Source organism: Ensifer sp. 2TAB8 (assembly GCF_052115125.1).
Taxonomy (GTDB): Bacteria; Pseudomonadota; Alphaproteobacteria; order Rhizobiales; family Rhizobiaceae; genus Ensifer.
This window is the reverse complement of the sequence record NZ_JBFRGB010000022.1, coordinates 36,882-63,306: the sequence shown is the minus strand read 5'-3', so window position 1 is coordinate 63,306 and position 26,425 is coordinate 36,882. Positions and strand designations below refer to the sequence as shown.

The following is a 26,425-nucleotide window of genomic DNA, read 5'->3' as shown; positions in this document are numbered from 1 at the left end:
CCTTCCCTTTGACGTTCGTTCAGACGGCCTTTTCGATGCGCGTCTGGCCGCCCATGTAGGGAACCAGCACATCCGGCACCGACACCGATCCGTCGTCGTTCAAGTAGTTTTCGATGACGGCGATCAGCGCACGGCCGACGGCGACACCGGAACCGTTCAGCGAGTGAACGAAGCGCGTGCCCTTGTCTTCCTTGGTGCGGTAGCGCGCATTCATCCGGCGCGCCTGAAAATCACCGCAGACGGAGCAGGACGAGATCTCGCGATAGGTATCCTGCCCCGGCAGCCAGACTTCGAGATCGTAGGTCTTGCGCGCACCGAAGCCCATGTCGCCGGTGCAGAGCGTCATCACCCGGTAATGCAGGCCAAGGCGCTTGAGCACCTCTTCTGCACAAGCCGTCATGCGCTCGTGTTCGTCGACCGAGGTTTCGGCATCGGTGATCGAAACCAGTTCGACCTTGTTGAACTGGTGCTGGCGCAGCATGCCGCGGGTGTCGCGACCGGCCGAACCGGCCTCCGAGCGGAAGGACGGCGTCAACGCGGTGAACCGCAACGGCAGCTTTTCGCCTTCGAGGATCTGTTCGCGGACAATGTTGGTGAGCGGCACTTCCGCCGTCGGGATCAGCCAGCGGCCGTCCGTCGTGCGGAACAGGTCTTCGGCAAATTTGGGCAGTTGTCCGGTACCGTACATCGCATCATCGCGCACCAGCAGCGGCGGCTGCACTTCGGTGTAGCCGTGTTCCTGCGTGTGCAGGTCGAGCATGAACTGGCCGAGCGCACGCTCTAGCCGCGCCAATTGCCCCTTGAGGATGGTGAAGCGCGAGCCAGAAATGCGGGCAGCGCCCTCGAAATCCATCAGGCCGAGCGCCTCACCGATTTCGAAATGCTCGCGCGGCTGGTGGTTCCAGGTGGGCTTGTTGCCGACCACGCGCTTGACGACGTTGCCGCTCTCATCCTCGCCGACCGGAACATCCTCGAGCGGGATGTTCGGAATGCGGGAGAGCGCATCGTTGAGCTCGGCTTCCACCTTGCGGCTGTCCTCCTCAAGGGCCGGCATGGCATTCTTGAGTTCAGCGACCTCAGCCTTCAGCTTCTCGGCAAGCTCGGCGTTCTTCTGCGCCATGGCCGCGCCGATATCCTTCGAGGCGGCATTGCGGCGCGACTGCATGTCCTGCAGCGACTGCAGGATGGTGCGGCGGCGCTCGTCGAGGGCGATCAGCGACGCCGACAAAGCCTCCGCGCCCCGCTTCGCCAGGGCGGCGTCCAGCATCTCGGCATTTTCACGGATCCATTTGATATCAAGCATTGTCGTTCCACGCGTTGGTCAACTCACGGCGCGAAATTTCGAATGCTCAGCCCTTGGCGGGGCCGACCTCTCCGGAAGATCCTTCCTGCGACTCGGCAGTCTCGCTCTTGAGCGCGTCCGCTGCCCGCTGTCTTTCGACGAGTCGCGCCGTATAGATCGAAATTTCGTAGAGAAGGATGGCGGGCAGTGCAAGGCCGATCTGGGAAACCGGATCGGGCGGCGTCAGCACGGCGGCCACGATGAAGGCGATCACGATCGCGTACTTGCGCTTTTCCGCCAGACCCTGCGAAGTCACGAAGCCGACACGGGCCAGAAGCGTGGTGATTACCGGCAGCTGGAAAACCAGGCCGAAGGCAAAGACCAGCGACATGATCAGGCTCAGATATTCCGAGACCTTCGGCAGCAACTGGATGGCCACCTGGCCCTCACCGCCGCCCTGTTCCATCGCCAGGAAGAACCACATCACCATCGGCGTGAAGAAGAAGTAGACCAGGGCGCCGCCGAGCAGAAAGAGAAGCGGCGACGCAATGAGAAACGGCAGGAATGCGGCCCGCTCGTTCTTGTAGAGACCCGGAGCCACGAATTTGTAGATCTGCGCAGCAATCACCGGAAACGCGATCACCAGCGCGCCGAACATCGCAACCTTGATCTGCGTGAAGAAGAATTCCTGCGGAGCCGTATAGATCAGCTCGACATTGCGATGGTTGAGCCCAGCCCAGCCCACTGCCCATTTGAACGGCAGAACCAGGAGGTTGAAAAGGCCCTTGGCAAAGTAGAAGCAGACGAGGAACGCAATGAAGAACGCGCCAATGGCCCACATCAGGCGCTTGCGCAATTCGATCAGATGCTCGATCAGCGGCTGCGGCCGGTCCTCGATATCGCCGCTCATGCTTCACCTTTCTTGCGCGTGCTGGCGCGCGGCTTGGACGTCTTGGCAGCGGGCTCCGCTGGAGCGGGCTTCGACGACTTCTTCTCGGCCACCGCCTTTGCGGGCGCCTTTGCCGGAGGTTTGGGTGCGGCARCCTTGGGCGCTGCGGTCTTCTTTGCGACCGGTGCCGGATCGGCCTTTGCCCTCGGCGCCCGCTTGGGCTTTTCGGCTGGGGCGGCAACCTCGGCGCGTTCCAGCTGGCGCGTGGCCGAGCCTACGGCCGCAACGGCAACCGGGTCTGCGGGTTTCGTTTCCGCCGCAGCCACCGGAGCGACCGCGATCGGCTCCGCAGTCGCGGGCTCGGCGGTATCGGTTGTGGCGGGCTTGTCGGGCGTTGCAGCCTTCTGCAGGTCCGATTTTATATCATTGCCCATCTGGCGAAGCGGATTGATCGCATCCCTGAGCGCATTGGCCGGGTTGAGACTTTGCGCATCGCTGATGGTCTTGCGAACCTCGTCGAGGTCCGCTTCGCGCAGCGCTTCGTCGAACTGCTGACGGAACTCCGAGGCCATGCCTCGCATCTTCGCCGTCATGCGGCCAAAAGCCCGCAGCATAGGCGGAAGATCCTTCGGCCCGACAACGACGATCAAAACGATGGCGATGACGACAAGCTCGGTCCAGCCGATATCAAGCATTCGAAATGTCCTGCAAACCCATGAAGGAACTGGTCCGGTACCGATACCGGACCGGTTCCATCGACGCCAGACCGTTAGCGAACTTCGTCAGACTTGTGGTCAACGGTCTTGCTGTCGAGCGTCTTGTCGGTCGCGCCTGCTTCCTCGTCGCTCATGCCCTTCTTGAAGTTCTTGATGCCCTTCGCAACATCGCCCATCAGTTCGGGAATCTTGCCACGACCGAACAAGAGCAGCACCACGACCAACACGATCAGCCAGTGCCAAATGCTAAAGGAACCCATGCTCTTACTCCTCTGAGCCTTCCCCGATATAGGCTCTATCACATGTCAAATTTTCAGGCGTGCGCTAATCACGCCCTCCGTTGCGACAGAACCTAAGATGCAGAACCATCTTTTTCAAACAGTAATATATCCCGCTCGTTAACTGAAAGCATTACATCGCGCAATCCTTGCGGCAATTGGTCCGCGCGGATACGAGCCCGCACGACATCTTCGCAACGCGGGACGGCCAATTCCAGCAGTTCGACGACGCCAATGAACCGGCGGGAGAGGATACGTGCGGGAATATCGCCACCAGCCTCACCTACGCGCACGCCGGAAAGCCGGACGGCGACCGAGACACGTTCCCCTTCGCCGTGACGCCCGGCCGACACGGTGCCGACCGGCGTGTCGACGCGACCGCCGCGAACCTGCGCATCGAACACATTGATTTCCGAGAAGAAACCGGCCGCGAAGAGGTTTTTCGGGTGACGGTAGAGTTCGTCTGCCGTCCCCACCTGGACAAGCCGCCCATCCTGCAGAAGCGCAATTCGGTCGGCCATGCGCATCGCTTCTTCCGCATCGTGGGTAACGACGATCGCCGTTGCCCGGGTCTCCCGGAGGATGGCGAGCGTATCGGCGCGGATCGAATCCTTTAGGCGCGAGTCGAGGCCCGAAAACGGTTCATCCATCAAAAGTACGGCGGGTCGCGGTGCAAGGGCGCGCGCAAGTGCCACACGCTGCTGCTCGCCGCCGGAGAGCACATGCGGGTACAGATCAGCGTAATGGGAGAGGCCCACCCGCTCGAGCGCCGCGTCCGCCTGGTTCAACGCTTCCTTCTTTGGCAGCGCCGTCAGACCGAAGCGGACGTTGTCGCGAATGGACATATGCGGGAAGAGCGCGAAATCCTGAAACATCAGGCCGACACCGCGTTTTTCGGGCGGCAGGAAGACGGACGGGCCGGAGATTTCCTGACCGTTGAGCAGAAGGCGTCCCGCGCTCTGCTTCTCGATGCCTGCGGCGATACGCAGCAGGGTGGTCTTTCCGGACCCGGACGGACCGAGCAGGCAAAGAACCTCGCCGGCTTTCGCCGCCAGGCTGACGCCCTTGATCGTCTCCTTGGCGTGGTAGCTGTGATGAATATCTTCGAAGGTCAGGCTCGCCGCGAAGGATACACCCGCCGTCCGTCGCGTTGTCATGACGGGAGCGTCCTGCGGATCTGAAACCATGCTTGCATTCCTTGACACCAGTCGCACCCGCTGAAACTGCCGGGCGCCGGGGAAAGCCGATATCCCCATTCAGGTTTTAATCGGCTTCTTCGCCCTTCGGTGTCAAGAGCCCGAGTTCTTCAAGGTCGAGCTGGGTGATCGGGTCTTCGTTCTCGGCAAGCTCATCTTCGCCCACGGGAACAGGAATATTGAGGTTCGACGGCACGCGGCCGGAAAGCAACCCTGCCCCCTTCAGCTCCTCGATACCCGGCAGGTCGCGTAGTTCCTCGAGGCCGAAGTGGTCGAGAAAATCGCGGGTGGTGCCGAAGGTAACGGGACGGCCCGGCGTGCGCCGACGCCCGCGGAAGCGAACCCAGCCGGCCTCCATCAGCACGTCGAGCGTGCCCTTCGACGTCTGCACACCGCGAATATCCTCGATCTCCGCCCTAGTCACCGGCTGATGATAGGCAATGATGGCAAGCACTTCGAGCGCAGCGCGCGAGAGCTTGCGGACTTCTTGCTCATCGGTCTGCACGACGAAAGAGAGATCGGCGGCCGTGCGGAAAGCCCAATGGTCGGCGACCTGAACAAGATTGACGCCCCGCGTCGCGTAGAGCGCCTTCAGGCGCATCATGATCCGGGCGACATCGGCGCCACGCGGCAAGCGGCTTTCGATGTAGGCCTCCGACACCGGCTGCGCCGACGCGAAGACCAGGGCTTCGGCAATCCGCTCGGCATCCTGCTCCAACCGAGGGTCAAGCGATGACGTCGCGTCGATCTCATCGTCCTCGTCGGAAGCTTCCGGCATGTATTTTTGGGCTTCAGCCACGGGCTGCCTCCATTTCGGCAAGCGTCTCCGCATCGATCGGGTTCGGTCCACGCCGGAGATAGATCGGCGCAAACGCCTCTTCCTGACGGATCTCCAACCGGCCCTCGCGGACCATTTCGAGCGAGGCGGCAAAGGAACTGGCGATCGCGGTTGCCCGCTCCTTCGGCGTCGTCATGTAGCGGATCAGAAAATGGTCGAGCGCGGTCCAATCGTCGAGACCGCCGATCATGCGTGCCAGGATCAGGCGCGCATCGGCAAGAGACCACACGTGGCGCTTCTCGATCGTCACCTGGGTGATTGCCTGACGCTGGCGCAGGCTCGCGTAGGCGCTCAACAGATCGTAGAGCGAAGCGTCGAAACCTGACTTCTTTTCGGTGACGATATGCTCCGGCGCGCCACGAACGAACACATCCCGGCCGAGCCGGTTCCTGTTGATCAGCCGCGTAGCCGCCTCGCGCATCGCCTCCAGGCGTTTCAGTCGGTAGGCCAGAGCCGAAGCCATTTCCTCACCCGTCGGGCCATCGTCCTTGGCCTGTTGGGGGATCAGCAGTCGCGACTTCAGATAAGCAAGCCATGCCGCCATGACGAGGTAGTCGGCGGCAAGCTCGATACGGATGCTGCGCGCCCGCTCGACGAAAGCGATGTACTGTTCGGCCAGCGCAAGCACGGAGATGCGCGAAAGATCGACGCGTTGGCTACGGGCGAGATGCAGCAGGAGATCGAGTGGGCCTTCGAACCCGGCAAGATCGACCACCAGCGCTTCTTCATGCAAGCCGCGCTCTTCGGTCTCTTCCTGCCACAGGGGCTCCATCGGCGCCTTCGACGCAGGCTTGCCTTGTCTTTCGCCCGCATTGCTCACTGACAGTCCGATCCTTCCTGCTGGCTACGTCTGTCCTACACCGTCGCGAACAGGCCGTTGAACTCGGTCCGCAAATCGCTTTCGTTCGCATCGTCAGGCGCCCGGAAAGCCGCCTCGGCCACCTTTACGCGCCGCAGGCTTTCGCCAGCGAGAACCGGCACGACGTCGGCGACGGCCTTCATTTCTTCCATTATGCCATGACAATGCAAGACGAGATCAAGCCCTGCGGCAATGATGTTGCGCGCGCGCGTCGACATATCGCCCGCAAGCGCGTTCATCGAGACGTCGTCCGACATCAAGAGGCCATCGAAACCGATGTGACCGCGGATGACCTCGCGGACGACCTTCGCGGAGGTCGTCGCAGGATTATCCGGATCGATGGTCGTGAAGACCATGTGCGCCGACATAGCCATAACCTCGTCCTTCATCGCGACGAAGGGCAGGAAATCACTGGCGGCGAGTTCATCGAAAGTGGCGCTGACCACGGGCAGATTGTGATGCGAGTCGACAAAGGTGCGGCCGTGGCCGGGCATGTGCTTCATGACCGGCAGCATACCGCCAGCCTTCAGTCCCTCGCCCATCGCCCGACCGATCGCCGTCACGCTCTCTGGATCATGGCCGTAGGCACGGTTGCCGATGACATCGTGGCTGCCGGGAACCGGCACGTCCAGCACCGGCAGGCAATCAACGGTGATCCCGAAGCGCATCAGGTCGAACGCATGTAGGCGTCCCATGAGCCAGGCTGCGCGCAGGCCGAGCTCACGGTCGCGGCGGTAGATTTCGCCGATCGCCGCGCCATTCGGGTATTGCTGGACGAGCGGTGGTCGAATGCGCTGCACGCGCCCACCTTCCTGATCGATGAGCACAGGCGCATTCGGATTGCCAATGCTGTCGCGAAGCGCCGCCACCAGATCGGAGATCTGCTGCTCCTCCCCGATGTTGCGCCCGAACAGGATGAAGCCCCATGGCCGCTCGCCGGCAAAGAACTGGCGTTCGTCTTCGTTGAGAGACAGGCCCTTGCAGCCCGAGATAAATGCTTTTGATTCGCTCATTGGAAGAGCATAGAGCGGGTACCGCCCGACGCGAAGCCACAAAGACGAGGGGCTGTCGCTCATGCACAGGGCCATGTGGAGGTCAAAGTCCTGAAAATACGAAGGGCGCGACCCATGAGCCGCGCCCTCCTCAACTCTATCCGTTTGCCCGGCTTACTTGGTGACCAGGCAGCTTCCGCCAGCACCCTTGTACTTGGAGCACAGGGCGTTTGCCTCTTCCTTGGAGCCGGCCGGGATGCGGACGCGATAGTAAGTACCCTTGCCGGCGATCTCCGCCTTGCGGATATCGACCCCGCGGCCACCAATGACGTTGCCGAACTTGCTGGAAAGGCTGTTGTAGGATTTCTGCGCCTCAGCTTCGGACGGCAGGGACGCGACCTGGATGAAGTATCCGCCGGCCGGAACCGATGCCGTTGCAACCTGCTGCGCTGGCTGCGCTTCTGCCGCCGCAGCAACCGCCTGCTCGTCGACCGGACGAGCATTGCCGCGATCTGCGGGCGCCGCGGCCGCGTTGGCCTGCTCGGCCGGACGCGTCTGTGGCTTCGGCGCCTTGTCGCCGGTTGCCGTCGTCGTCACGTTGCGGACCGGAACCTGTTCTATGTTGGCATTGCCCGTTGCGGCGAGCGCCACCTGGTCGACACTAGCCGATGCCTGACCGGCCGCGGTCACATCAGCCGACGCGACTTCCTTCGACGGCGCATCCGGCAGTGGCTGCGTCGTGCCCGCGACATCGGTCGCCGGTGCGGCAACAGGCTCTTCACGAGCAACCAGCGTACCATCCGGCTTGACGATCATGGTGCGCACCTTGCGCGGTGCGACGGCCGGTGCCTTGTCTTCTTCCTGAGCGGCAGTCTGGGCGCCACCGTCCGGCAGCAGACGAGCGCCATCCTCGTCGTCAGCCGGCAGGTTTGCCTGCAGGCCATCCGAGTCGTCGCTGCCCTCGAGCGGCAGCGTTTCCGGCGTCAGCGTCTTCTGAACGACGTCCATCGGCTCTTCAGTCGAAGAAACCAATGCATCCTGCTGCGGCGCACCGGCCTGTGCGCCAGCGACGCGATCGTAAACCGCCTTGTCCTGGTTCGGCACGGTCTTGCCGCCCTTTTCTTCCGGCACGACCTTTACCGGTCCCTTGTCGGCGAGAATGATCTTGGGGCCTTCAGCAGTGGTTGCCGCATCGCTGCCGCCCATCCAGGCGTAAACAGCCGCGCCGCCGAGAATGATGACGCCGGCAACACTTGCTGCAAGCAGCATCGTACGCTGCGACCGCCGACCTGAGCCATAGTCGCGATAGTCGCCTGCATCTTCCTCGCGCTGCCCTGCGGAAACCCGCTCGGCATCACGCACCGGGGACTGGCGCTCGGTCATGGAGCGACGGAAATCCTCCTCCATCGCTTTTTCAAAAGCGTCGAAATCGTCGAGGCCGCCGGTGCCAAATGAAGGATTTGCGCTTGCCGCCGGAGCCGGACGAGCTGCTTCGACCTTTTCAGCCGCAACCGGGCGGACATCCTTGGCAGCCGGAGCAGGCGTACCGAACAGCTGCGCCATCTCCGCGTCGATATCGAGATCGTAATCTGCCGGATAGGCGACCGGCTTTTCCGTTTCGATGACCGGCAATTGCGGCACGTCCATATCGGCGATCGGCGCCACTCCGTTCTCTGCTTCTGCAATCATCGAGGGATCGAAGGGCAGCGTGCTTTCCGGCTGTGCGTCCTGTTGCTCCACCGGGGCCTCAGCCACGAAGGTTTCGACAGAACGTTCCGGTTCGCGCTGCGGAGCGACCGCCTCCATGACGGGCGCCTCAATGACCGGCTGCGCGACCGCTTGCGGCACGACAGCAGGTGCGACGGCAACCGGTTCGGTCGGGCCGAGGTCGGCAAGATCGAGCTTCAGCGCGGCGTCGGAGAGCTCCATTTCGAAGTCCTCGATGTCGAAGCCCGGCTCATTTTCCGGTTCCGCAACGACCTGGGCCGCTTGAACCGGCTGGGCAGCCTCGACCACCGGCGTAGCGGCCGGTGTGACGACTGCTGCGATGACAGGTGCGGCGACCGGAGCGGCCTGCGACACAAGCGGACCGGCAAAGGCGCGCTGCTGGCTGGCGCCCGTAGCCGACGCAACGGGTGTCGCCCGGCTGAAGGTCGGCGTAAAGGGATAGGGGCTTTTCTTCAGCGGCGCCGCAACCGTATTGACCGGGGCGGCGGCGGGAGCAACGACGAGCTGTTCCGTCGCATGAAGCGCCGGATGCGACTGCACGGCAGCGGCAACTACGGCAGCCACCGGCGGAACCGGGAACCGCTCGACATCCGCTAGAAGATCGTCGCCAGCGGCCTCATGTCCAGCACCGCCTTCCGCGACTGTCTCGTTCGCATATGCTGCATCATCCGCACGCTCTTCGGGAGCAACGTCGAAGACCGGCTCGGCATAGTCTGGCGTGGGCTCGACGTAAACCGGGGCCGGTTCGACGTGAACCACCGGAGCCGGTTCGGCGTAGACCGGGGTCGGTTCGACAACAGGAGCAGGCTCGGCCCAAGCCGTAATCGGCTCTTCCACCGGGGCCCGCCAGTCCTCGACGACCTCTTCTCTTACCTCGGATGCCGGCTCGTCTTCGAACGGCAGCAGATCGGCTTCGCCGAGCGACAGTTCGAGCTCGCGTTCCAGATCGAATGCCGGCTCATCGGCGGCGAATTCGGCGCTATCGGCCTCCACAAGCTGAGGAGCGGGCGTGAACGACTGCACCTCAACGACCGGTTCCGACTCGTCTTCGACGACGGCGGCCGGCGCTGCGACCGGCTCAGGCTGACGGAAGATCGGAGCTTCATACTCTTCCGCGAGCTCTGCTACCGGCTCGATCCGAGCCTCTTCGGCCGGCTGCGGCGCAGAAACCGGCTCGACAGCAGGCTGCTCCGCCGCGCGGGGCGCATCGTAGCTATCGAAAGCGCGAAGGAGTTCGTCTTCGAGATCGAAGGCGGGATCCTGACGGACCGCCTCCTGATGTCGTTGCAACTCTTGCAATTGCTGTACGGCCGGCCGGGCATCGTAACCGACGATCCGGGCGAGTTCGGCCAACGGATCATCGTCTGCCAATACATCGAATTCAGCCGGCCCGCTTCGTGCGAATTGTTTGTCTGCCATGCTCTCCACTCACAATTGCCTGTATTTATGTGCCAGTGCATTGTGGGAAAATGGTGACAATACTTATCGCATTTCCTCCGGTGCGGAGGTGCCTGTAATAGACAGGCCGGACTTCAATACCGAAGCGACAGCATGCACCAGCCCGAGTCTGGCAGTACTTAATTCTCTATTTTTATCGTTAACAAAACGTAATTCCGGATTCTCTTTACCTTTGTTCCAATGTCCGTGGAAGGCAGCGGCAAGATCATACAGGTAAAACGCGATGCGATGCGGCTCTTGAGCCAGTGCCGCAGCCTCGATCACACGCGGATATTCTGCGAGCTTGGCGACCAGCTGAAGCTCTGTCGGATCGACGATCTGCCCCTGAATGGCACCGGCGAAATCAAGCGATTCGATATCCAGGTCCGGGAAAGCTTCTGCCGCCTGACGGAACACCGACCGGCAACGTGCATGGGCATATTGCACGTAAAAGACCGGATTATCCTTGGACTGTTCTGTAACCTTGGCAAAGTCGAAGTCGAGCGGCTCGGAATTCTTCCGATAGATCATCATGAAACGAACCGGGTCGCGGCCGACTTCGTCGACGACGTCGCGTAGCGTGACGAAATCGCCGGAGCGTTTCGACATCTTGACCGGTTCGCCGTCACGGAAGAGCTTGACCAACTGGCACAACAGAACCGTAAGCTTCGACGAACCGCCGGATACGGCGCGCGCCAGAGCCTCGAGCCGCTTGACGTAACCGCCATGGTCGGCACCCAGCACATAGATCATCTCGTCGAAGCCGCGGTCGAACTTGTCCTTGAAGTAGGCAACGTCGGCGGCGAAATAGGTGTAGCTTCCGTCCGACTTGATCAGCGGACGGTCGATATCATCACCAACCTCCGTCGAGCGGAACAGCGTCTGCTCGCGATCTTCCCAATCCTCCGGAAGCTGCCCCTTCGGCGGCGGCAATGTGCCCTTGTAGACGTGCCCCTTGAAGGTCAGGTCGTTGATGGCGGTACGAATCGCCGCTGCACCGTTGGCGTGAAGCGTGCGTTCGGAGAAGAAGACATCATGGTTGACGTTCAACGCCGCGAGATCTTCGCGGATCATCACCATCATCGCATCGATCGTCCGATCTTTGACGAGCGGCATCCACTTGTCTTCAGGCATCAGGCGCAGGCTCGTGCCGAATTCGTCAGCAAGCGCCTCGCCAACCGGAACGAGGTAATCCCCCGGATAGAGACCCGCCGGGATTTCGCCGATCTCTTCACCTAGCGCCTGGCGATAGCGCAGGAAGGCGGAACGCGCGAGAACGTCGATCTGCGACCCTGCATCGTTGATGTAGTATTCCTTGGTCACCTGATAACCGGCAAAGGCCAGCAGGTTGGCAAGCGCGTCGCCGACAACGGCGCCGCGGCAATGGCCGACGTGCATCGGTCCGGTCGGGTTGGCCGAGACATACTCGACGTTGACCTTGCGGCCAGAACCGACGGTGCTGCGGCCATAGTCGAGGCCGGTGCGCACCATGTTCGACAGCAGCTTCTGCCAATAGGATACCGAAAGCCGGACGTTGATGAAGCCCGGGCCGGCAACAGTCACTTCGGTGACTTCCGGATCCTGCTTCAGTTTTTCAACGATAAGTTCGGCAAGCGCCCGCGGGTTCATGCCAAGCGGCTTCGCCAGCACCATGGCGGCGTTGGTCGCGACATCGCCGTGGCTCGGATCGCGCGGCGGTTCGACATTGACACGGCCGAGGTCAAGTTCGGATCGCTTTTCTCGAACGCTATCAAGCGTTTCGAGAATGTCCTTAATTCTTGATTCGAAGTCCGTGAAGAGATTCATCTGATCCGTCCGCTTTTCCCGACCAACATGTGGCCGGCGCAAAACTCAAAAAGGAGGCCCGGTTCGATTGAACCGCAAGCCTCCGGGCGGGGCGTCCCTACCGCAAATCCGGCGTATGGTCAAACAAGCGCTTGTGCACGCTGATCGCGAAGGTATCGGTCATGCCGGCGAGATAATCGCCGACGTGACGGGCCCGTGCCGGTTCGGCCATGCCGGCAATCTGGTCGATCCAGTAGTGCTCCCGCATCAACTGCGGGTCATCCATGAAGGCGTGATAGAGATCGCAGACGATTGATGCCGCCCCCTCCCGCACCCGCATCACTTCGGGGTGACGGTAGATGCGGGTCATCAGCAGACGCTTGATCTGCTTGTCGGTCTCGCTCATTTCCTCGGAGAACGTCGCCATGACCGTACCCGCCTGGCGTACGTCGGCAGCGCTCTCAGGGCGAATGTCCGCGATACATTGCTGGGCGATGCCGATGACGTCCTCGACCATTGCCGTGATCTGACGGCGCATGATTTCGTGCGTGAAGCGGCTGCTTTCAAGACCGGGATAGCGGTCGTGAACTTCGCGCATCAGACGGGCAAGGAACGGCACGTCCTCCAGCATCTCGAATGTCAGATAGCCAGCCCGCAGACCATCGTCGATATCGTGTGTGTTGTAGGCGATGTCGTCCGCGATGGCGGCGACCTGCGCTTCCATGCTCGCGAAAGTCGCCAGTTCCAGATCATGAACGGCACAATAGTCCAGGATTGGCTGCGGCACCGGTCCACGCGTGCCCTTTCCATCAGGCGTCAGCAGCGGCCCATTGTGCTTGACCAACCCCTCCAGGCTCTCCCAGGTCAGGTTGAGCCCGTCGAACTCGGCGTAGCGCCGCTCGAGCTTGGTGACGATGCGCAGCGACTGGGCATTATGATCGAAGCCCCCATACGGCTTCAACATTTCGTGCAGGGCGTCCTCGCCCGTGTGCCCGAATGGCGTGTGGCCGAAATCGTGAACCAGCGCGACCCCTTCTGCGAGATCCTCGTCGAGCTTGAGGGCGCGCGCCAGCGCGCGGGCGATCTGCGCCACCTCGATCGTGTGCGTCAGCCGCGTCCGGTAGTGATCGCCGTCGGCGGCGATGAAGACCTGCGTCTTGTGTTTCAGCCGGCGAAAGGCAGTCGTGTGGACGATACGGTCGCGGTCGCGCTGGAAATCCGAACGTGTTGCGCTCGAAGCTTCCAGATAGAGCCTGCCACGCGTGGCCCAGGGATTCGACGCGAACGGAGCGTGTTCACCATAACCGAAGCCCAGCGCATTTTTGTCGAATGTCATTTTCCACCCAAATCGTCATCCCATTGACGGGACATTGAAGCCTTCATACCTATAGTGAAAGCCACGGAAACGCATCGCGCAAGCATCGACCGATTCCGCAAGCGAAAGCAACGGCTTGGCCAGGGAGGCTAAAACGGCCTTCGACGTTGGCCGAGACGATGCTGCAACAACAACCAAATCTCTCCGGTTCTTGACCCCGGCAGGAGGCAGATATGACGCAAGAAACCGTGACCCTTTCGGACGCCGCTGCAAAGCGGATCGCCACGATCCTTCGTTCGGACAGTCACAACAATGCGATGCGGGTGTCCGTCGAAGGCGGCGGCTGCTCGGGATTCTCCTATAAGTTCGACCTGGTCGACAGTGCCAATGACGACGATCTGGTACTGGAGAAGAATGAGGCCAAGGTTCTGATCGACAGCCTGTCACTCGTCTACATGGGCGGCTCGGAGATCGACTTCGTCGACAACCTGCTCGGCCAGTCGTTTCAGATCAAGAATCCGAATGCGGTCGCAAGCTGCGGATGTGGAACGAGTTTTTCCATCTAACGCGACCAGAAGGCCCAACCCAGGTCGCCGTCAGAGATACGGCGACCCCAGCCAGAGTACACGGTTCGCCAATCGGTCGACGAGTGGCTTGGCGCGCAGCGCTTCGAGCGTGACCGGTTCGGCCGAGGCCAGGACATCCGATATCATGCCGCTGATCGTATGCGCGAAACCATCGTCCAGCACTTCGAGGTCGAACTCGAAGTTGAGCCGCAAGGAGCGCGGATCGAGGTTGGTCGATCCGACATAGGCCCAGCGCTCGTCCACGACCAGAAGCTTCGAGTGGTTGAACACACCCTCGGCACGCCAGATCCGACAATGCCCCTTCAACACCTGATCGAACTGCGCGGTCATTGCGCGATCGACCAGAAGCAGGTTGTTGACTGCGGGCACGATGATGTCGACCTCGACGCCCCGGCGCGCTGCCGTCACCAACGCGCTGATCAACTCACGGTCCGGAAGGAAATAGGGCGACATCACGCGGATGTTCTTTCGCGCCACCGAAAACGCGCCCATCAGCATCTTGTGATTGGTTTCGTTCGTCGCGTCCGGCCCTGAGGGTATTGCGCGCATCAGCACGGACGGCATTTCTGCCGGCAGCGTCATTTCTTCGAGCGCCCAGGCGGCGCCCACCAGCATCTCACCGCTGGAAAACTGCCAGTCTTCCGCCGCAACCTGAAAGATGTCGGCGACAACCGGCCCTGTTACCCGAAAGTGGGTGTCGAGGGACGGCTCCTCGCCGGGGATTTCACTCGTAAAGCCGGCGCGGATATTCATGCCGCCGGCGAAGGCAACGCTGCCATCGACCACGAGAATCTTCCGGTGCGTGCGGAGATTGGCATAGGGCAACCTCAACCCCATGATGATATTGCCGTTGAAGACCGCCGTCGGAATGCCGGCCGTTTTCAGGTGACCGACAATGCTGGGGACGGAATAGCGTGCCCCGACTGCGTCAATCAGCACGCGGACTTCGACGCCCCGCGCGACCGCGGCGATCAGGGCATCGGCGAAACGCAGGCCGATCACGTCGCGATCGAAGATATAGCTCTCGATCAGGATGCTGCGCTGCGCTGCGGCGATGGCCGCCAGCATGGCCGCATAGGCAGCGTCTCCACCTGCCAGCACATCGATGCTGTTGCCGGAGCACATGCGATGCCTGGAAACGCGGTCCCCGAGTATCTTCATCGCGGCGAAACGATTGCCGAAACGTCCACTGATGTCCGTTTCGGAGATATCGAATCGGCCGAACTGATCGGGGCCGTGCCCGCGCAGCAGCGCGCGCTGCGAGCCGATGGAGGAGCGGCGGATACGGTTGATGCCGGCAACGGCATACAGCAGCGCCCCGACGATCGGCGAGAGCAGAACGACACCGACCCAACCCGCGGCGGCGCGTACGTCGTCTTTGGTCATGGCCGCGTGAATGGCGGCCGGGATACCGAGCGCGAAGGACAGCAGCGCCAGGATATGCGGCCAGTAATTCTGCAAGAGATCGATCATGCGCCGGACTATAGCCGGCCATGGACCGGAATCAATTCGAGCGTCCGCACCTATACCGTATAAACCGCGCGCGGCGCCGCACGCCGTCGTTGCAGCTCAGCCATAAGGCCCGATTGCCCGCAGGTATCGGATTTGTCAAAAGAATCCGGAGCAGCTAGAAGAGTCCGGCCGCAAGGACTCACCTGTATGGAAGGGCGTTTCGAGCCATGAAGATTGCCACCTGGAACATCAATGGCGTCAAGGCGCGAATCGACAGCCTCCTGGCATGGCTCACGGAAGCCAATCCGGATATCGTCTGCCTTCAGGAGATCAAGTCCGTCGACGACGGATTTCCGCGTCTGGAGATCGAGGCGCTCGGCTACCATGTCGAGACCCACGGCCAGAAGGGCTTCAACGGCGTCGCCCTCCTCTCCAAGCTGCGCCCGGACGAAGTCAACCGCGGCCTGCCCGGAGACGATTCGGACGAACAATCGCGCTTCATCGAAGGCGTGTTCTCGGTTGAAGGCGGCGTAATCCGCRTCTGCTCGCTCTACCTGCCGAACGGCAATCCCGTCGATAGCGAGAAGTACCCCTACAAGCTCGCCTGGATGCGCCGGCTTACCGCCTACGCCGAGCAGCGCCTTCTGCTCGAAGAACCCTTCATCCTGGCCGGCGACTACAACGTCATCCCGGAGGAGCACGACTGCTGGGACATCAAGGTCTGGCAGAACGACGCTCTCTTCCTGCCGGAGACCCGCGCCGCATTTCGGCGCCTGCGCAATCTCGGCTTCATCGATGCTGTCCGGGCAACCTCGGACGCGGTCCCGCTCTACACGTTCTGGGATTATCAGGCCGGCTGCTGGCCCAAGAATTTCGGCATTCGCATCGATCATCTGATGCTTTCGCCGGAAGCGGCCGATCGTCTGGTTTCGACGTCGATCGACAAGCATGTCCGCGCCTGGGAAAAGCCCTCGGACCACGTTCCTGTTATCGGTGAATTTGCCTTCGCCGCGGCCTGAGGCGCGGAACTGCAGCTTGTCGTTTGTCCCGGCCGCGTTGGCTTAAGGCTTATCGCGCGCAGGTCTCAGTCGTCATCGCCTTGCATGTGCAGATTTTGCGACAGAGCGATTGCCGTGCGCCGGTCGTCCTCGCTCGCCAGCGAGAATGCCTGCTCCTGCATCGACTGCATCCAGGGCCGATCCTTCGGCGAACACTGGTCGAGAGCGGCCGTCATAAAGGCGAGACCGCGAATGGTCTGGCCTTCCTGGAAAATTACGTTGCCGAACACACCCATGGCGCCGGCATGTCCGCTTTTGCGGGCGCGGTTCAGCCACTTCTTTGCCTGCTGAACGTTGACGCTGCCACCCTCGCCCGAGAGCAACATGCGCGCAAGCTGGAACTGCGCCTCAGCAACGCCGAAGGTCGACGCCGCCTGGAAATAGAGTTGCCGCGCCTGGGCCATATCTGACTTGATCGGGCTGTCGGGAATGCCGCGCCGGTAGTAGCCAGCAAGAGAAATCAACGCGTTGACGAAATAGCCGGTATCTTCGGAGCCCGGCTCCACACCCTGCTGGGCGATCTCGCTGTAGATCTTGAAGGCTTCGAGGTCGTTTTCGGCGACGCCGTCGCCATAGGCATACATGTTGGCCAGCGCCCAGCGGGAGCCGGTATGCCCCTTCTCCGCCGCGTATTTGTAGGCTTCGATGGCCTCGTCCTTGCGGCCGTTCTTGTAGGCCGAAAAGCCGAATTTGAAGAGAGCAAAGGGACCGGATTCTTTCGAGACGCCTGCCCCCGGATCAAAGGCAAGGGCCGGCATGGCGATGGTCCCGCAGACCGCCAGCGACACGCCGAGTATCGCAACCTTCAGTGACTTTAGTTCACCCGCAAGCATCACAGTCTAATTCTTCCGTTCCAGCCGGCCACGCCGAACTCATCACCGCTGCAAACACAAACGCCCGGACGACCCGCCGCCGTCCAAAACTTCACCAAATCCGCCGACCACATCGACGCATCCATTCCAAAACGAAACTTCGACAACCGCGCCGAAAAGACCATTTCATTCGACCACTTGCACAAGGGTGCCGGAGGCCACATCTGACACGGACATCGACAGTCCAAGTTTCACTTCGCATCAAACACCGCAGGTTTCGTTTTCACGGTTGCAGGTCTGTCCCTACTATCGCTGCTCCCTGTTTGTGGCGGGAAATGGACATAGCCGGGACGAGTCCGATGCTAGCAAACTCTAGCATTAAATGTGTTGCTGAATCGTCACATTGGCGGACGGTGCAGGCACTTGGTTAAATGGCTCCACACCAAAAGAAAGGCCCGGCTGAAACCGGGCCCCTTTAACAATCAGATCAACGAAGGATCAGAACTTAACCTTGAGCGAAGTCGAGATCGCTCCGACAAAATCGTCACCGAAATCGTAGGAGACGTCGTCGCCAATGACGTCACCTTGAAAATTAACTGCGCCCGAACTGCCGCCCGTCAGAATGCCAACGGCGCCAGCAAGACGGAACTCGACATGCTCGGTCGGTGTGTAGGATACGCCGGTGCCCAGCATCCATGTGTCGGTTTGCGTTCCGTAACCGTGACTAGTACCGCGATCCCAGGTCAGGCTGACGGCACCGCTCCATTGATCATTGAACTTGTGACCGATACCGCCGCTGATGGTCCAGCCATCGCGATAGAGCAGATCAAGACTTGTGCACGGTGTGGTGCGCGATACAGTTGCCGGGCAGAACTTCAAAACCTGAAGCTGGCTCCAGTCCGTCCACTTGATCGAGCCGAATGCCGCCCAATCCGGAGCGATGCCGCTCTGGAGCTTGAGTTCCAGCGAATCCGGCATCGAGGCCGAGCCATTTACATCGTACTTCGTGCCGGTCACAACGCCTACGCCTGGAACGACGAAGCCCAACTGACGGAGGTCGATAAAACCGGAAAGGTTGTCGAGGTCTACGGAGCTGTTGTAAACGAGGCTGGCCCGAACGGCATACTCAGGAATTTCGTAGGCAGCACCCGCGCGCCAACCCCAGCCATTTCCTTCGAGCTCAAGCCTGCCGATACCTGAAAATACGCCCGCAAACGGGGTACCCGTATAATCTTGTACCAGCCGCTCCTTGAAACCGCTGACCTCCTGGTAGAAAACACCACCGATAATGCGGAACTGGCCCGGACCCATGTCCCATTTGTAGGAGCAAGTAGCAGCGTAGTTGTCGCTATCCACCTTCGTTTCGATGTTGTTGTTAGCGCCGGCCCAGTTCTGGCCGGGATTAGTATGCGCGCCCCACGGCTGAGAATAGTCCGCCATACAGTCAAAGGCGTCGCCGAGCGATGCCTTGATACCGACGCGAGGCACCCAATAGCCCTCCGTGTCGTCGGCCGAGTTCGGACGGTAATTCAAGTTGCCGCCGCCAAACGTTCCGCCAATGATGTCGGTGTTTGCGGTGTCTGTATCGCGGACGTTCTTCAACTCTCGCTGCGGATTGACATAGGTTGCCGAAGCTTCACCAGCATAGTCCGACGGGTCGAACAGCAGGTCGATGTTGTAACCACCGCGCTCAAGACCGCCGGCGTGGGCCGCTGACGCAAGCAGCAAACCAGCCGCCACGGTCAGGACACCACGCTTAAAATTCATGTGAGCCATTAAGCTCCTCCCCTGCACTGCAATCTGCGGCATTCCACCTCATGCCGCGTGTGGCGAAAGTATTCTCACGAACATGTGAAATCGCAAATGCCAGGGGCAGAGGTGGTGCGGCACTATGCGTCACGTAATTTACGTAAGATTCTCATGATTTAGACACATTCGCACATTTCCGAAATGATATTTCGGCAAATAGGTAAATAAGCCAATAAAATAGGATAAACTTCCAACACTCGCGAAAGCTGTGTCGCGGAGACAACAATATTGGTTTTTGCTGGAGATCAACAAAAATGGCCGTTGAAACTCCGCTTGCGCATGCCCAGCGATTTCATGAGCGGCCAACAGTATTCAGCTCAGCGATTCGATCGCCAAGCTCGCGCACGCAAGTATATCCAATGATACTAAAATATAAAATCCGCGACATTGCTGTCGCGGATTTTTTGATTTCCTTGGCCGTTCAAGCCCTGCGCGGTTGCACCCTTAGCGTGCTTCCTAGCCCGCTTCCGCCACGCGGGTAAGAGCAACGCCGAGCGATTCTTTCTGAAGATCGAGTTCCACCAGGCGCTCGCGCTCGGCTTCCACCAGCTCCGGCTTGGCGTTCGCGACAAACTTTTCATTGGCCAGCTTGCCAAGAATACGCTCGCGCTCCGCATCCACCTTGGCGATCGCCTTCTCCAGGCGCGACTTCTCGGCGGAGAGGTCGATCAGGTTGCCAAGCGGCAGACACGCGGTCRCCTCGCCCACGACGATCTGGGCGCTGCCGCGCGGAGCGACAGTCGAATAGTCGATGTGTTCGACACGGGCCAGGCGCGCGATTGCCGGAGCATGCTGCTGCAGGCGTTCGCGTGTCAGGTTGTTCGCCCCGACGACGATCAGCGGCGCGGTCGCGGCCGGCGGAACGTTCATCTCGGAACGAACGGAGCGGATGCCCGACACGAGATCGATCAGCCAGTTGATCTCGTCTGCCGCCGCGTCATCGGCATAGGAAGCCGCCGGCCATTCGGCGTGGCATAACAGCGTGTCACGCTCGCGGCCCTCGCCGGCTGTCTGCGCCCAGAGCTCTTCGGTCATGAACGGCATGAACGGATGCAGCAGCTTGTAGATCTCATCGAGAACATAGGCGACACAGGCCTGCGACTCGCGCTTGGCCGCCTCGTCCTCGCCGTTAAAGACCGGCTTCAGCAGCTCAAGGTACCAGTCGCAGAACTGATTCCAGACGAAGCGGTAGAGGCTGCCGGCCGCCTCGTTGAAACGGTAGGCCTCGATCGCCTCGGTGACGTCACGGATGGTGCGCGAGAGTTCCGTCAGGATCCAGCGATTGATGGTGAGCGAAGCGGCCTCCGGGATGAAGCCTTCGCTGTCGACCACGCCGTTCATCTGGGCAAAACGCGTCGCGTTCCAGAGCTTCGTGCCGAAGTTGCGGTAGCCGGCGATACGAGCGGGGTCGAGCTTCACGTCGCGGCCCTGGGCAGCCATGATCGCCAGCGTGAAGCGCAGCGCGTCAGCTCCATACTCGTCGATGAGTTCGAGCGGGTCGATGACGTTGCCCTTCGACTTCGACATCTTCTGGCCGTTCTTGTCGCGAACGAGCGCGTGGACGTAGACCGTATGGAACGGCTCGACCGGGGTGCCGTCGGCATCCTTCATGAAGTGCAGGCCCATCATCATCATGCGGGCGACCCAGAAGAAGATGATGTCGAAGCCGGTCACCAGAACGTCGGTCTGATAGTACTTCTCCAGCTCCGGCGTCTCGTTCGGCCAGCCGAGCGTGGAGAACGGCCAGAGTGCCGACGAGAACCAGGTGTCGAGCACGTCTTCGTCGCGCGTCAGGATTTCGCCCGGCTTGAAGTTCTCAAGCAGGTCCTCGACATAGGCCTTCATCGGGCCTTCATGGGCGATATAGTGTTGGATCGCCGCGTGCAGCGCCTCTTCCTCGGTCTTCTCGACGAAGACCTGACCGTCCGGGCCGTACCAGGCCGGGATCTGGTGCCCCCACCAGAGCTGACGCGAGACGCACCAGGGCTGGATGTTTTCCATCCATTCGAAGTAGGTCTTCTCCCAGTTCTTCGGAACGAAGTTCGTGCGGCCTTCCTTGACCGCGGCAATCGCGGGCTTCGCGAGCGTCTTGGCGTCGACGTACCATTGTTCCGTCAGGCGCGGCTCGATCGGCACGCCGCCACGGTCCCCATGCGGGACCATGTGCCTGTGCGGCTCGATCTTGTCCAGCAGGCCAGCCTCTTCGAAGATCCTGACAATGATCTTGCGCGCCTCGAACCGGTCCTTGCCGTCGAGCTCGTCCCACGCACCATGGAGAGCAGCGGGGTCGGAAAGCCCTTCAAGGAATTCCTCGTTGTCCTTGATGGTGACGCGTCCGTCGATCGTCATGATGTTGATCGCGCGCAGGCCTGCACGCTTGCCAACCTCGAAGTCGTTGAAGTCGTGTGCAGGCGTGATCTTGACCGCACCGGTGCCGGCCGTCGGATCCGCATAGCTGTCGGCGACAACGGGTATGCGCCGGCCAACGATCGGCAGGATGACATGCTTGCCGAGGAGCGGCTTGTAGCGCTCGTCGTCCGGGTTGACGGCAATACCACTGTCTCCGAGCATCGTTTCCGGACGGGTGGTCGCGACGACCAGATAGTCGCGCTTCTCCCATTCGGTCGCCTTGCCTTCCTCATCGAAGGCGACCGGATGTTCATAGGTAACACCCGGCTCGAGCGGATAGCGCAGATACCAGAGATTGCCGTTGATCTCGTGCTGCTCGACCTCGAGGTCGGAGATCGCCGTCAAGAGCTTCGGGTCCCAGTTGACCAGGCGCTTGTCCTTGTAGATCAGCCCTTCCTTGTAGAGCGAAACAAAGACCTCCAGGACGGCTTCCGAGAGGCCATCGTCCATGGTGAAGCGCTCACGCGACCAGTCGCAGGATGCGCCAAGCCGCTTCAACTGGTTGAAGATCAAACCGCCGGATTCGGCCTTCCACTCCCAGACCTTCTCAATGAAGGCCTCGCGACCCATCTGCCGACGGTGCTGCTGGGTTTCCATCAGCCTGCGCTCGACGACCATCTGGGTCGCGATACCGGCATGGTCCATGCCCGGCTGCCACAGCACGTCCTTGCCGCGCATGCGTTCGAAGCGAACCATGACGTCCTGAAGCGTGTTGTTGAGCGCGTGGCCCATGTGCAGCGAACCGGTCACGTTCGGCGGCGGGATCACGATGCAGAAGCTATCGGCGCCGGGCTTGGCACCCGCGCCTGCACGAAACGCGTTTTCTTCGTCCCACTTCTTGGCGATACGCGGGTCGACGGATGCGGAATCGTAGGTCTTATCAAGCATTTTGGAGCCAATTTTGGAGAGTGATGTCTGTGTCTTGTAAACCGGAACGGCCGGTGCAAGTCAACACGAACGCAAAAAGCCGCGACGTTCGCCGCGGCCTCCTGCATCAAAAGACCAGAATTTCAGCGACGCGGCCCGCGGGCAACGCGCTCGATTTCCTCGCGAACCAGCCGTTCGACGAGTGTCGGCAGATTGTCGTCCAGCCATTCCTGCAACATCGGCCGCAACATTTCCTGAGCAATTTCGTCAAACGAACGCCTCGCACCCTGATCGACCGCGACAGCGAGATTGTCGAAGGACCGCGCGACCTTCCGGCCGACTTCCGGAGAAACGATGGCGGCGATCGCCTTCTCGGGCACCACCGTTTCGATCACCGGTACCGCGGCCAGCGCGGGCGATTCGACGCTGTCGCGGATCTCCACCGGCTCGGGGGCCGCGGCGGCTTCCACCGCCTCGTGTACTTCGGCGGCCAGGACGGGCTGCGCGGCCGGAGCCTTGGGCGCAGAGACGGCGGCCATGCGCGACGTGACAACCGGACTGTCCTGAATCGCAGGCGCCGGTGTAATCGGCTGGCCCTCACGCGGGGCAAAGCCCGTGGAGTGCCGCTCCGAAGCCGCGCGAACGCGTGCTGCGACATCGGCCAGCGAAAGCGGCGGCTGCGCCGCCACCGTGCTCGTCTCGGATGAAACGATGGAAAGTTCTACGGCCGGCGCCGCCGGAGTAGGCCTCGATGTTTCGATCGGCTCTTCGCGCTGGGCAAAGGCGAGTGTCTCGATCTCGCTGTCGATCGTCAGCTCGATCTCGTCGCCCGATTCGTCCTCGAAACGCTCCTGCGGCGATAGCCCGGCCTGGCCAGGCTCGTTGCTCTCGATGATCTTGCGAATGGATGCCAGGATCTCATCCATCGAAGGTTCACGCGCGACATTGAGCTGTGCCATTTCTATCCCCGTTTGACGCGGCCGGCATGTGTTTCAAAACAGGACATGCGCCGATTTCCGAGAAACCTTATGTGAGTTCGCGGACGAAACATACGCCACGAATCAGCCACCCAGATTCTTGCACAGATTTGTTTTCAGGGCCAAAAATAGAAACGCCCCGGGGAGACCGGGGCGTTTTCTTTAGCGACCGTCGACGGTTCGAAGACCGAACCATTTGTCCTTGACGGCCTCGTAATGTTCTTCGGAGCGATATTCGGCCACCTGCAAACCCTGGCTCTTCACGGTCAGCCTCGCCGAAGCTGCAAGCAAGGTATAGCTCGCGACGACCGCATCGCGCTGCGCGAGCGCCAGGAGTTCCTGCGCCTGCAGCACGTCCTGCTGCGAATCGAGAACGTCGAGGGTCGTGCGCTGGCCGACCTTGCGCTCTTCAATGACGCCATCCAATGCCAGCTTGGCGGCAGAGATCTGCGCCTTGTTGGCGGAAATGCGTGCGATCGCCGCCTCAAGCTGAGCATATGCCGAGACAATCGTTTCCTGAATCGATGCTCGGGCCGAATCAACCAAAATGCGCTGTTGTCCGAGGCGTTCCTTCGCCTGCCGGATCTGACCGTACTCGAGGCCACCCTGATAGATCGGCACCTCGAGGCGAGCCGTAATGCTCGACGTATTGTTGTCTTCGGTAACATTGCCGGCCGTGCGGCCGACCTGCCCCTGAAGCGTCACGCCGGGCAGCATCGTTCCCTCTGCCGACTTCACCTGGTATCCGGCCGAATCAACCGAGTACTGTGCTGCGAGGATGGTCGGATGATCACGCAGGCCACTTGCGACGGCCTGATCGAGCGTGCGCGGCAGGTTCTTGGATGCCGGAGACGCCTGCTTGATGGCCTTCGGCAAGTCGCCGACGATCCGAACATAAGTCGCTTCACTCTGCTTCAACTGCGCCACGGCAACGATGAGCTGCGATTGCGCGTTGGCAAGCGAGGCCTCGGCAAGGCTCACGTCCGTGCGGGTGCCTTCACCTACGTCAAGGCGTGCCTTGGCGGCGTTCACCTGCTCCTGCAGGAAGGCGATGTTCTGCTTGCGGATCGAGACCAGCTGCTGATCGCGCGCGATATTGGAGTAGATGGTCGCTGCCGAGAGCAAGATCTGCATCTCGTTGGCAAGCAGCGATTCGCGGGTGGCAAACACGTTCGACTCGGCCGCGCGAACATTGTTCAGCGTCTGAAAGCCATCAAAGACCATCTGCGTTATGGATACGCCGACCTGTCCCTGATGGAGATCCCGAGATCCGTCCGCCCGGTCGATGGTCGAAAGCGTCCCATTGGCGAAAGCCGCGACTTGGGGGCGAAAGCCAGACTTGGCGATCGGCACGCTCTCGTCGGTTGCGCGCAGACCCGCACGTGCAGCGTTCAGATCCGGGTTGTTTGCGTAGGCTTTGGCCATTGCACCGAAGATCGTCTCGGCCAGTACTGCGTGCGGGGCAACCAGTACACTCGTCGAAACGGCGGCCCACAGGGCCGCTTTGCGGACAATCGACACCATTACTTCTCTCTCCGATCGGGGCGGCAGAGCCTGCCCTCTATTTCCCGCAGCGCTGTCCTCGTTACAAAACGGCACTGCCTAGACACGGCGATGAAGCGCTCACACCGCCCACAGGTGAGCAAATCACTACCACAGCACTCTTTGAAACCCGGATTCCAGATTCCGACAACTGCGCAACCCTACTCTGCGCAGGCATTTCAAAAAGAAACAAGTGCCCCGTTGCAAATTGGCAACATTGTTATTTTAGCGGTGCATTCAAATGTTGATATCCCTCAATAAGCGGGACCTCAAAAAACAAATTCCTGCGCGCGGCGGAAACCGGGAAGCGGTTTCACCGCAGTGTTGAAGTCGGCACGCTCGGAGGTTTTTCCGTGCTCGTGCACATAGAGTTTAGCGCGAGAAGCGTTGCCAAATCCTTCGACCACGACGAGACGTCCTCCATCGCGCAACTGCTGGAAAAGACCCGCAGGCAAGACCTCCACTGCACCGTGAACGAAGATGACGTCGTAAGGCGCTTCGGCGGCGTAACCCTTCTCGAGTTCGCCAGTGACAACCGCGATATTGTCATAGCCGAGACGCGCCAGCGTTTCGGTCGCGGTGGCGGCAAGACCCTCATCGCTTTCGAGCGCGACGACCGAGCCGGCGACCAGCGACAGGATCGCCGAAGCGTAGCCGGTGCCGCAGCCGATCTCGAGCACGACGTCGGACTTGGCGATCTCGGCCAGCTGCAGCAGCTTGGCGAGCGGCGACGGTTCCATCAGGAAGCGCGGCGCTCCGCCGTTCGTGCCGTCAAGCGCGATGTCGGTGTCGATATAGGCGAGTTCCTTCATCTTCGCGGGCACGAATTCCTCGCGCGGCACGGTGAGGAAGGCGGACAAGATCGAGTGGGACGTCACATCCGTCGTCCGGATCTGGTTGTCCACCATCTTGGTGCGCGCTGCTTCGAAATTCATGCTAGTGCCCTCGTATCCGGATAGGCGCGGCGCCGCTTTTCGGAGAAGCCCGCGCGATCGTCTTGTGGCTCTCAACGGAAAGCCTTTAACGTAAGCTCTTAAATCGCCGCCCCGCGGGATTCAAGCGACAGCGGCAAATTGCGCCGGAAAATCGGGGAAGAAGAGCCTTGATCGATCAAGGTGGCGGCGCGCGGTCCCGGCGCGACGCATTGCGCTGACATGGGCCGCGGGCGACGTCAGCGCCCGGGTGCGCCTTCCAGGCCCACGAGGGCGATCTTGGTATAGCCGGCATTCTGGATGAGGTTCATGACCGTCATCAGTTCGCCGTAGTCCACGGCCTTGTCGGCCCGAAGCAGAACGCGCGTCTCGGTATTGCCCTCGGTCAGACGCTTCAATTCGTCGGCGAAGGCCTCACGGGCCGTTTCTTCATTGCCGATCGCCAGCGCCAGATCGGCCTTCAAGGTCACGAAGACCGGCTTTTCGTCGCGCGGCGCAGGTTTTGCCGCCGATTGCGGCAGGTCCACTTTCATGTCCACCGTGGCGAGCGGCGCCGCCACCATGAATATGATCAGCAGCACGAGCATGACGTCGATGAAGGGCGTGACGTTGATTTCACTGTTCTCGTCGAGATCGCCGCCGCCTTGGCTGACTTTTCCGGCCAT

21 protein-coding genes are annotated in these 26,425 nt (G+C 61.1%); 2 read left to right on the top strand and 19 right to left on the bottom strand.

Going from position 1 to position 26,425, the window contains the following annotated elements:
* Positions 1–19 precede the first annotated feature (19 nt).
* The 11 genes from serS to AB4Z53_RS27215 all read right to left on the bottom strand — a co-directional run bounded on the left by serS (position 20) and on the right by AB4Z53_RS27215 (position 13,336).
* Positions 20–1,303 (bottom strand): serine--tRNA ligase, encoded by a 1,284-nt coding sequence (gene serS, locus AB4Z53_RS27265; RefSeq protein WP_113537620.1) that lies wholly within the window; start codon positions 1,301–1,303, stop codon positions 20–22.
* Between the two features lie 46 nt (positions 1,304–1,349).
* Positions 1,350–2,192 (bottom strand): twin-arginine translocase subunit TatC, encoded by an 843-nt coding sequence (gene tatC, locus AB4Z53_RS27260; protein WP_113537621.1) that lies wholly within the window; start codon positions 2,190–2,192, stop codon positions 1,350–1,352.
* Positions 2,189–2,866: a Sec-independent protein translocase protein TatB gene (gene tatB, locus AB4Z53_RS27255; RefSeq protein ID WP_441598733.1), complete on the bottom strand. Its 678-nt coding sequence runs from the start codon at positions 2,864–2,866 to the stop codon at positions 2,189–2,191. Before tatB ends, tatC begins: the two co-directional genes overlap by 4 nt.
* A 74-nt stretch (positions 2,867–2,940) precedes the next feature.
* Entirely contained in the window at positions 2,941–3,147 is a 207-nt protein-coding gene (locus AB4Z53_RS27250; RefSeq protein WP_113537623.1) for a twin-arginine translocase TatA/TatE family subunit, read from the bottom strand.
* 92 nt (positions 3,148–3,239) lie between these two features.
* Positions 3,240–4,352: an ABC transporter ATP-binding protein gene (locus tag AB4Z53_RS27245; RefSeq protein ID WP_441598732.1), complete on the bottom strand. Its 1,113-nt coding sequence runs from the start codon at positions 4,350–4,352 to the stop codon at positions 3,240–3,242.
* Positions 4,353–4,428: 76 nt separating this feature from the next.
* Positions 4,429–5,160, bottom strand: a complete 732-nt coding sequence (scpB, locus tag AB4Z53_RS27240; protein WP_113537625.1) for an SMC-Scp complex subunit ScpB — start codon at positions 5,158–5,160, stop codon at positions 4,429–4,431.
* Complete coding sequence (locus AB4Z53_RS27235; RefSeq protein ID WP_441598731.1) at positions 5,153–6,019, bottom strand: segregation and condensation protein A; 867 nt, start codon at positions 6,017–6,019, stop codon at positions 5,153–5,155. Before AB4Z53_RS27235 ends, scpB begins: the two co-directional genes overlap by 8 nt.
* A gap of 35 nt (positions 6,020–6,054) precedes the next feature.
* Positions 6,055–7,071 carry a beta-N-acetylhexosaminidase gene (gene nagZ, locus AB4Z53_RS27230; RefSeq protein WP_113537626.1) on the bottom strand — a complete coding sequence of 339 codons (1,017 nt, stop codon included), beginning with the start codon at positions 7,069–7,071 and terminating at the stop codon, positions 6,055–6,057.
* Between the two features lie 153 nt (positions 7,072–7,224).
* A complete protein-coding gene (locus AB4Z53_RS27225) occupies positions 7,225–10,197 on the bottom strand; it encodes an SPOR domain-containing protein (RefSeq protein ID WP_113537627.1) in 2,973 nt (990 codons plus the stop codon).
* A 63-nt stretch (positions 10,198–10,260) separates the two neighbouring features.
* Positions 10,261–12,021 carry an arginine--tRNA ligase gene (gene argS, locus AB4Z53_RS27220; protein ID WP_441598730.1) on the bottom strand — a complete coding sequence of 587 codons (1,761 nt, stop codon included), beginning with the start codon at positions 12,019–12,021 and terminating at the stop codon, positions 10,261–10,263.
* 97 nt (positions 12,022–12,118) lie between these two features.
* Complete coding sequence (locus AB4Z53_RS27215) at positions 12,119–13,336, bottom strand: deoxyguanosinetriphosphate triphosphohydrolase (RefSeq protein ID WP_441598729.1); 1,218 nt, start codon at positions 13,334–13,336, stop codon at positions 12,119–12,121.
* Between the two features lie 212 nt (positions 13,337–13,548).
* Between AB4Z53_RS27215 and erpA the strand changes: the two genes are divergently transcribed.
* Positions 13,549–13,881: an iron-sulfur cluster insertion protein ErpA gene (erpA, locus tag AB4Z53_RS27210; protein WP_113537630.1), complete on the top strand. Its 333-nt coding sequence runs from the start codon at positions 13,549–13,551 to the stop codon at positions 13,879–13,881.
* Between the two features lie 30 nt (positions 13,882–13,911).
* Here erpA and AB4Z53_RS27205 read toward each other — a convergent pair whose 3' ends face one another.
* Positions 13,912–15,375 carry a phospholipase D-like domain-containing protein gene (locus tag AB4Z53_RS27205; RefSeq protein ID WP_441598728.1) on the bottom strand — a complete coding sequence of 488 codons (1,464 nt, stop codon included), beginning with the start codon at positions 15,373–15,375 and terminating at the stop codon, positions 13,912–13,914.
* A 206-nt stretch (positions 15,376–15,581) separates the two neighbouring features.
* On the opposite strand from AB4Z53_RS27205, the gene xth reads away from it, so the two are divergent.
* Positions 15,582–16,373, top strand: coding sequence for an exodeoxyribonuclease III (xth, locus tag AB4Z53_RS27200; protein ID WP_441598727.1), 792 nt, complete (start codon positions 15,582–15,584; stop codon positions 16,371–16,373).
* 65 nt (positions 16,374–16,438) lie between these two features.
* Here xth and exoR read toward each other — a convergent pair whose 3' ends face one another.
* From exoR to exbD, 7 genes are all read right to left on the bottom strand, one after another.
* Positions 16,439–17,245 (bottom strand): exopolysaccharide production regulator ExoR, encoded by an 807-nt coding sequence (exoR, locus tag AB4Z53_RS27195; protein ID WP_441598726.1) that lies wholly within the window; start codon positions 17,243–17,245, stop codon positions 16,439–16,441.
* Between the two features lie 477 nt (positions 17,246–17,722).
* Complete coding sequence (locus tag AB4Z53_RS27190) at positions 17,723–19,000, bottom strand: outer membrane protein transport protein (RefSeq protein ID WP_113537634.1); 1,278 nt, start codon at positions 18,998–19,000, stop codon at positions 17,723–17,725.
* A 489-nt stretch (positions 19,001–19,489) separates the two neighbouring features.
* Complete coding sequence (locus AB4Z53_RS27185; RefSeq protein ID WP_441598725.1) at positions 19,490–22,330, bottom strand: valine--tRNA ligase; 2,841 nt, start codon at positions 22,328–22,330, stop codon at positions 19,490–19,492.
* A 122-nt stretch (positions 22,331–22,452) separates the two neighbouring features.
* On the bottom strand, positions 22,453–23,268 hold the full coding sequence (locus AB4Z53_RS27180; protein WP_441598724.1) for a PopZ family protein: 816 nt from the start codon (positions 23,266–23,268) through the stop codon (positions 22,453–22,455).
* 180 nt (positions 23,269–23,448) lie between these two features.
* Positions 23,449–24,810: a TolC family outer membrane protein gene (locus tag AB4Z53_RS27175; protein ID WP_113537637.1), complete on the bottom strand. Its 1,362-nt coding sequence runs from the start codon at positions 24,808–24,810 to the stop codon at positions 23,449–23,451.
* A 287-nt stretch (positions 24,811–25,097) separates the two neighbouring features.
* The gene (locus tag AB4Z53_RS27170) at positions 25,098–25,763 is read right to left on the bottom strand and encodes a protein-L-isoaspartate O-methyltransferase family protein (protein WP_223727143.1); all 666 of its coding nucleotides are present in this window, start codon (positions 25,761–25,763) and stop codon (positions 25,098–25,100) included.
* A 236-nt stretch (positions 25,764–25,999) separates the two neighbouring features.
* Complete coding sequence (gene exbD / locus AB4Z53_RS27165) at positions 26,000–26,425, bottom strand: TonB system transport protein ExbD (protein ID WP_223727142.1); 426 nt, start codon at positions 26,423–26,425, stop codon at positions 26,000–26,002.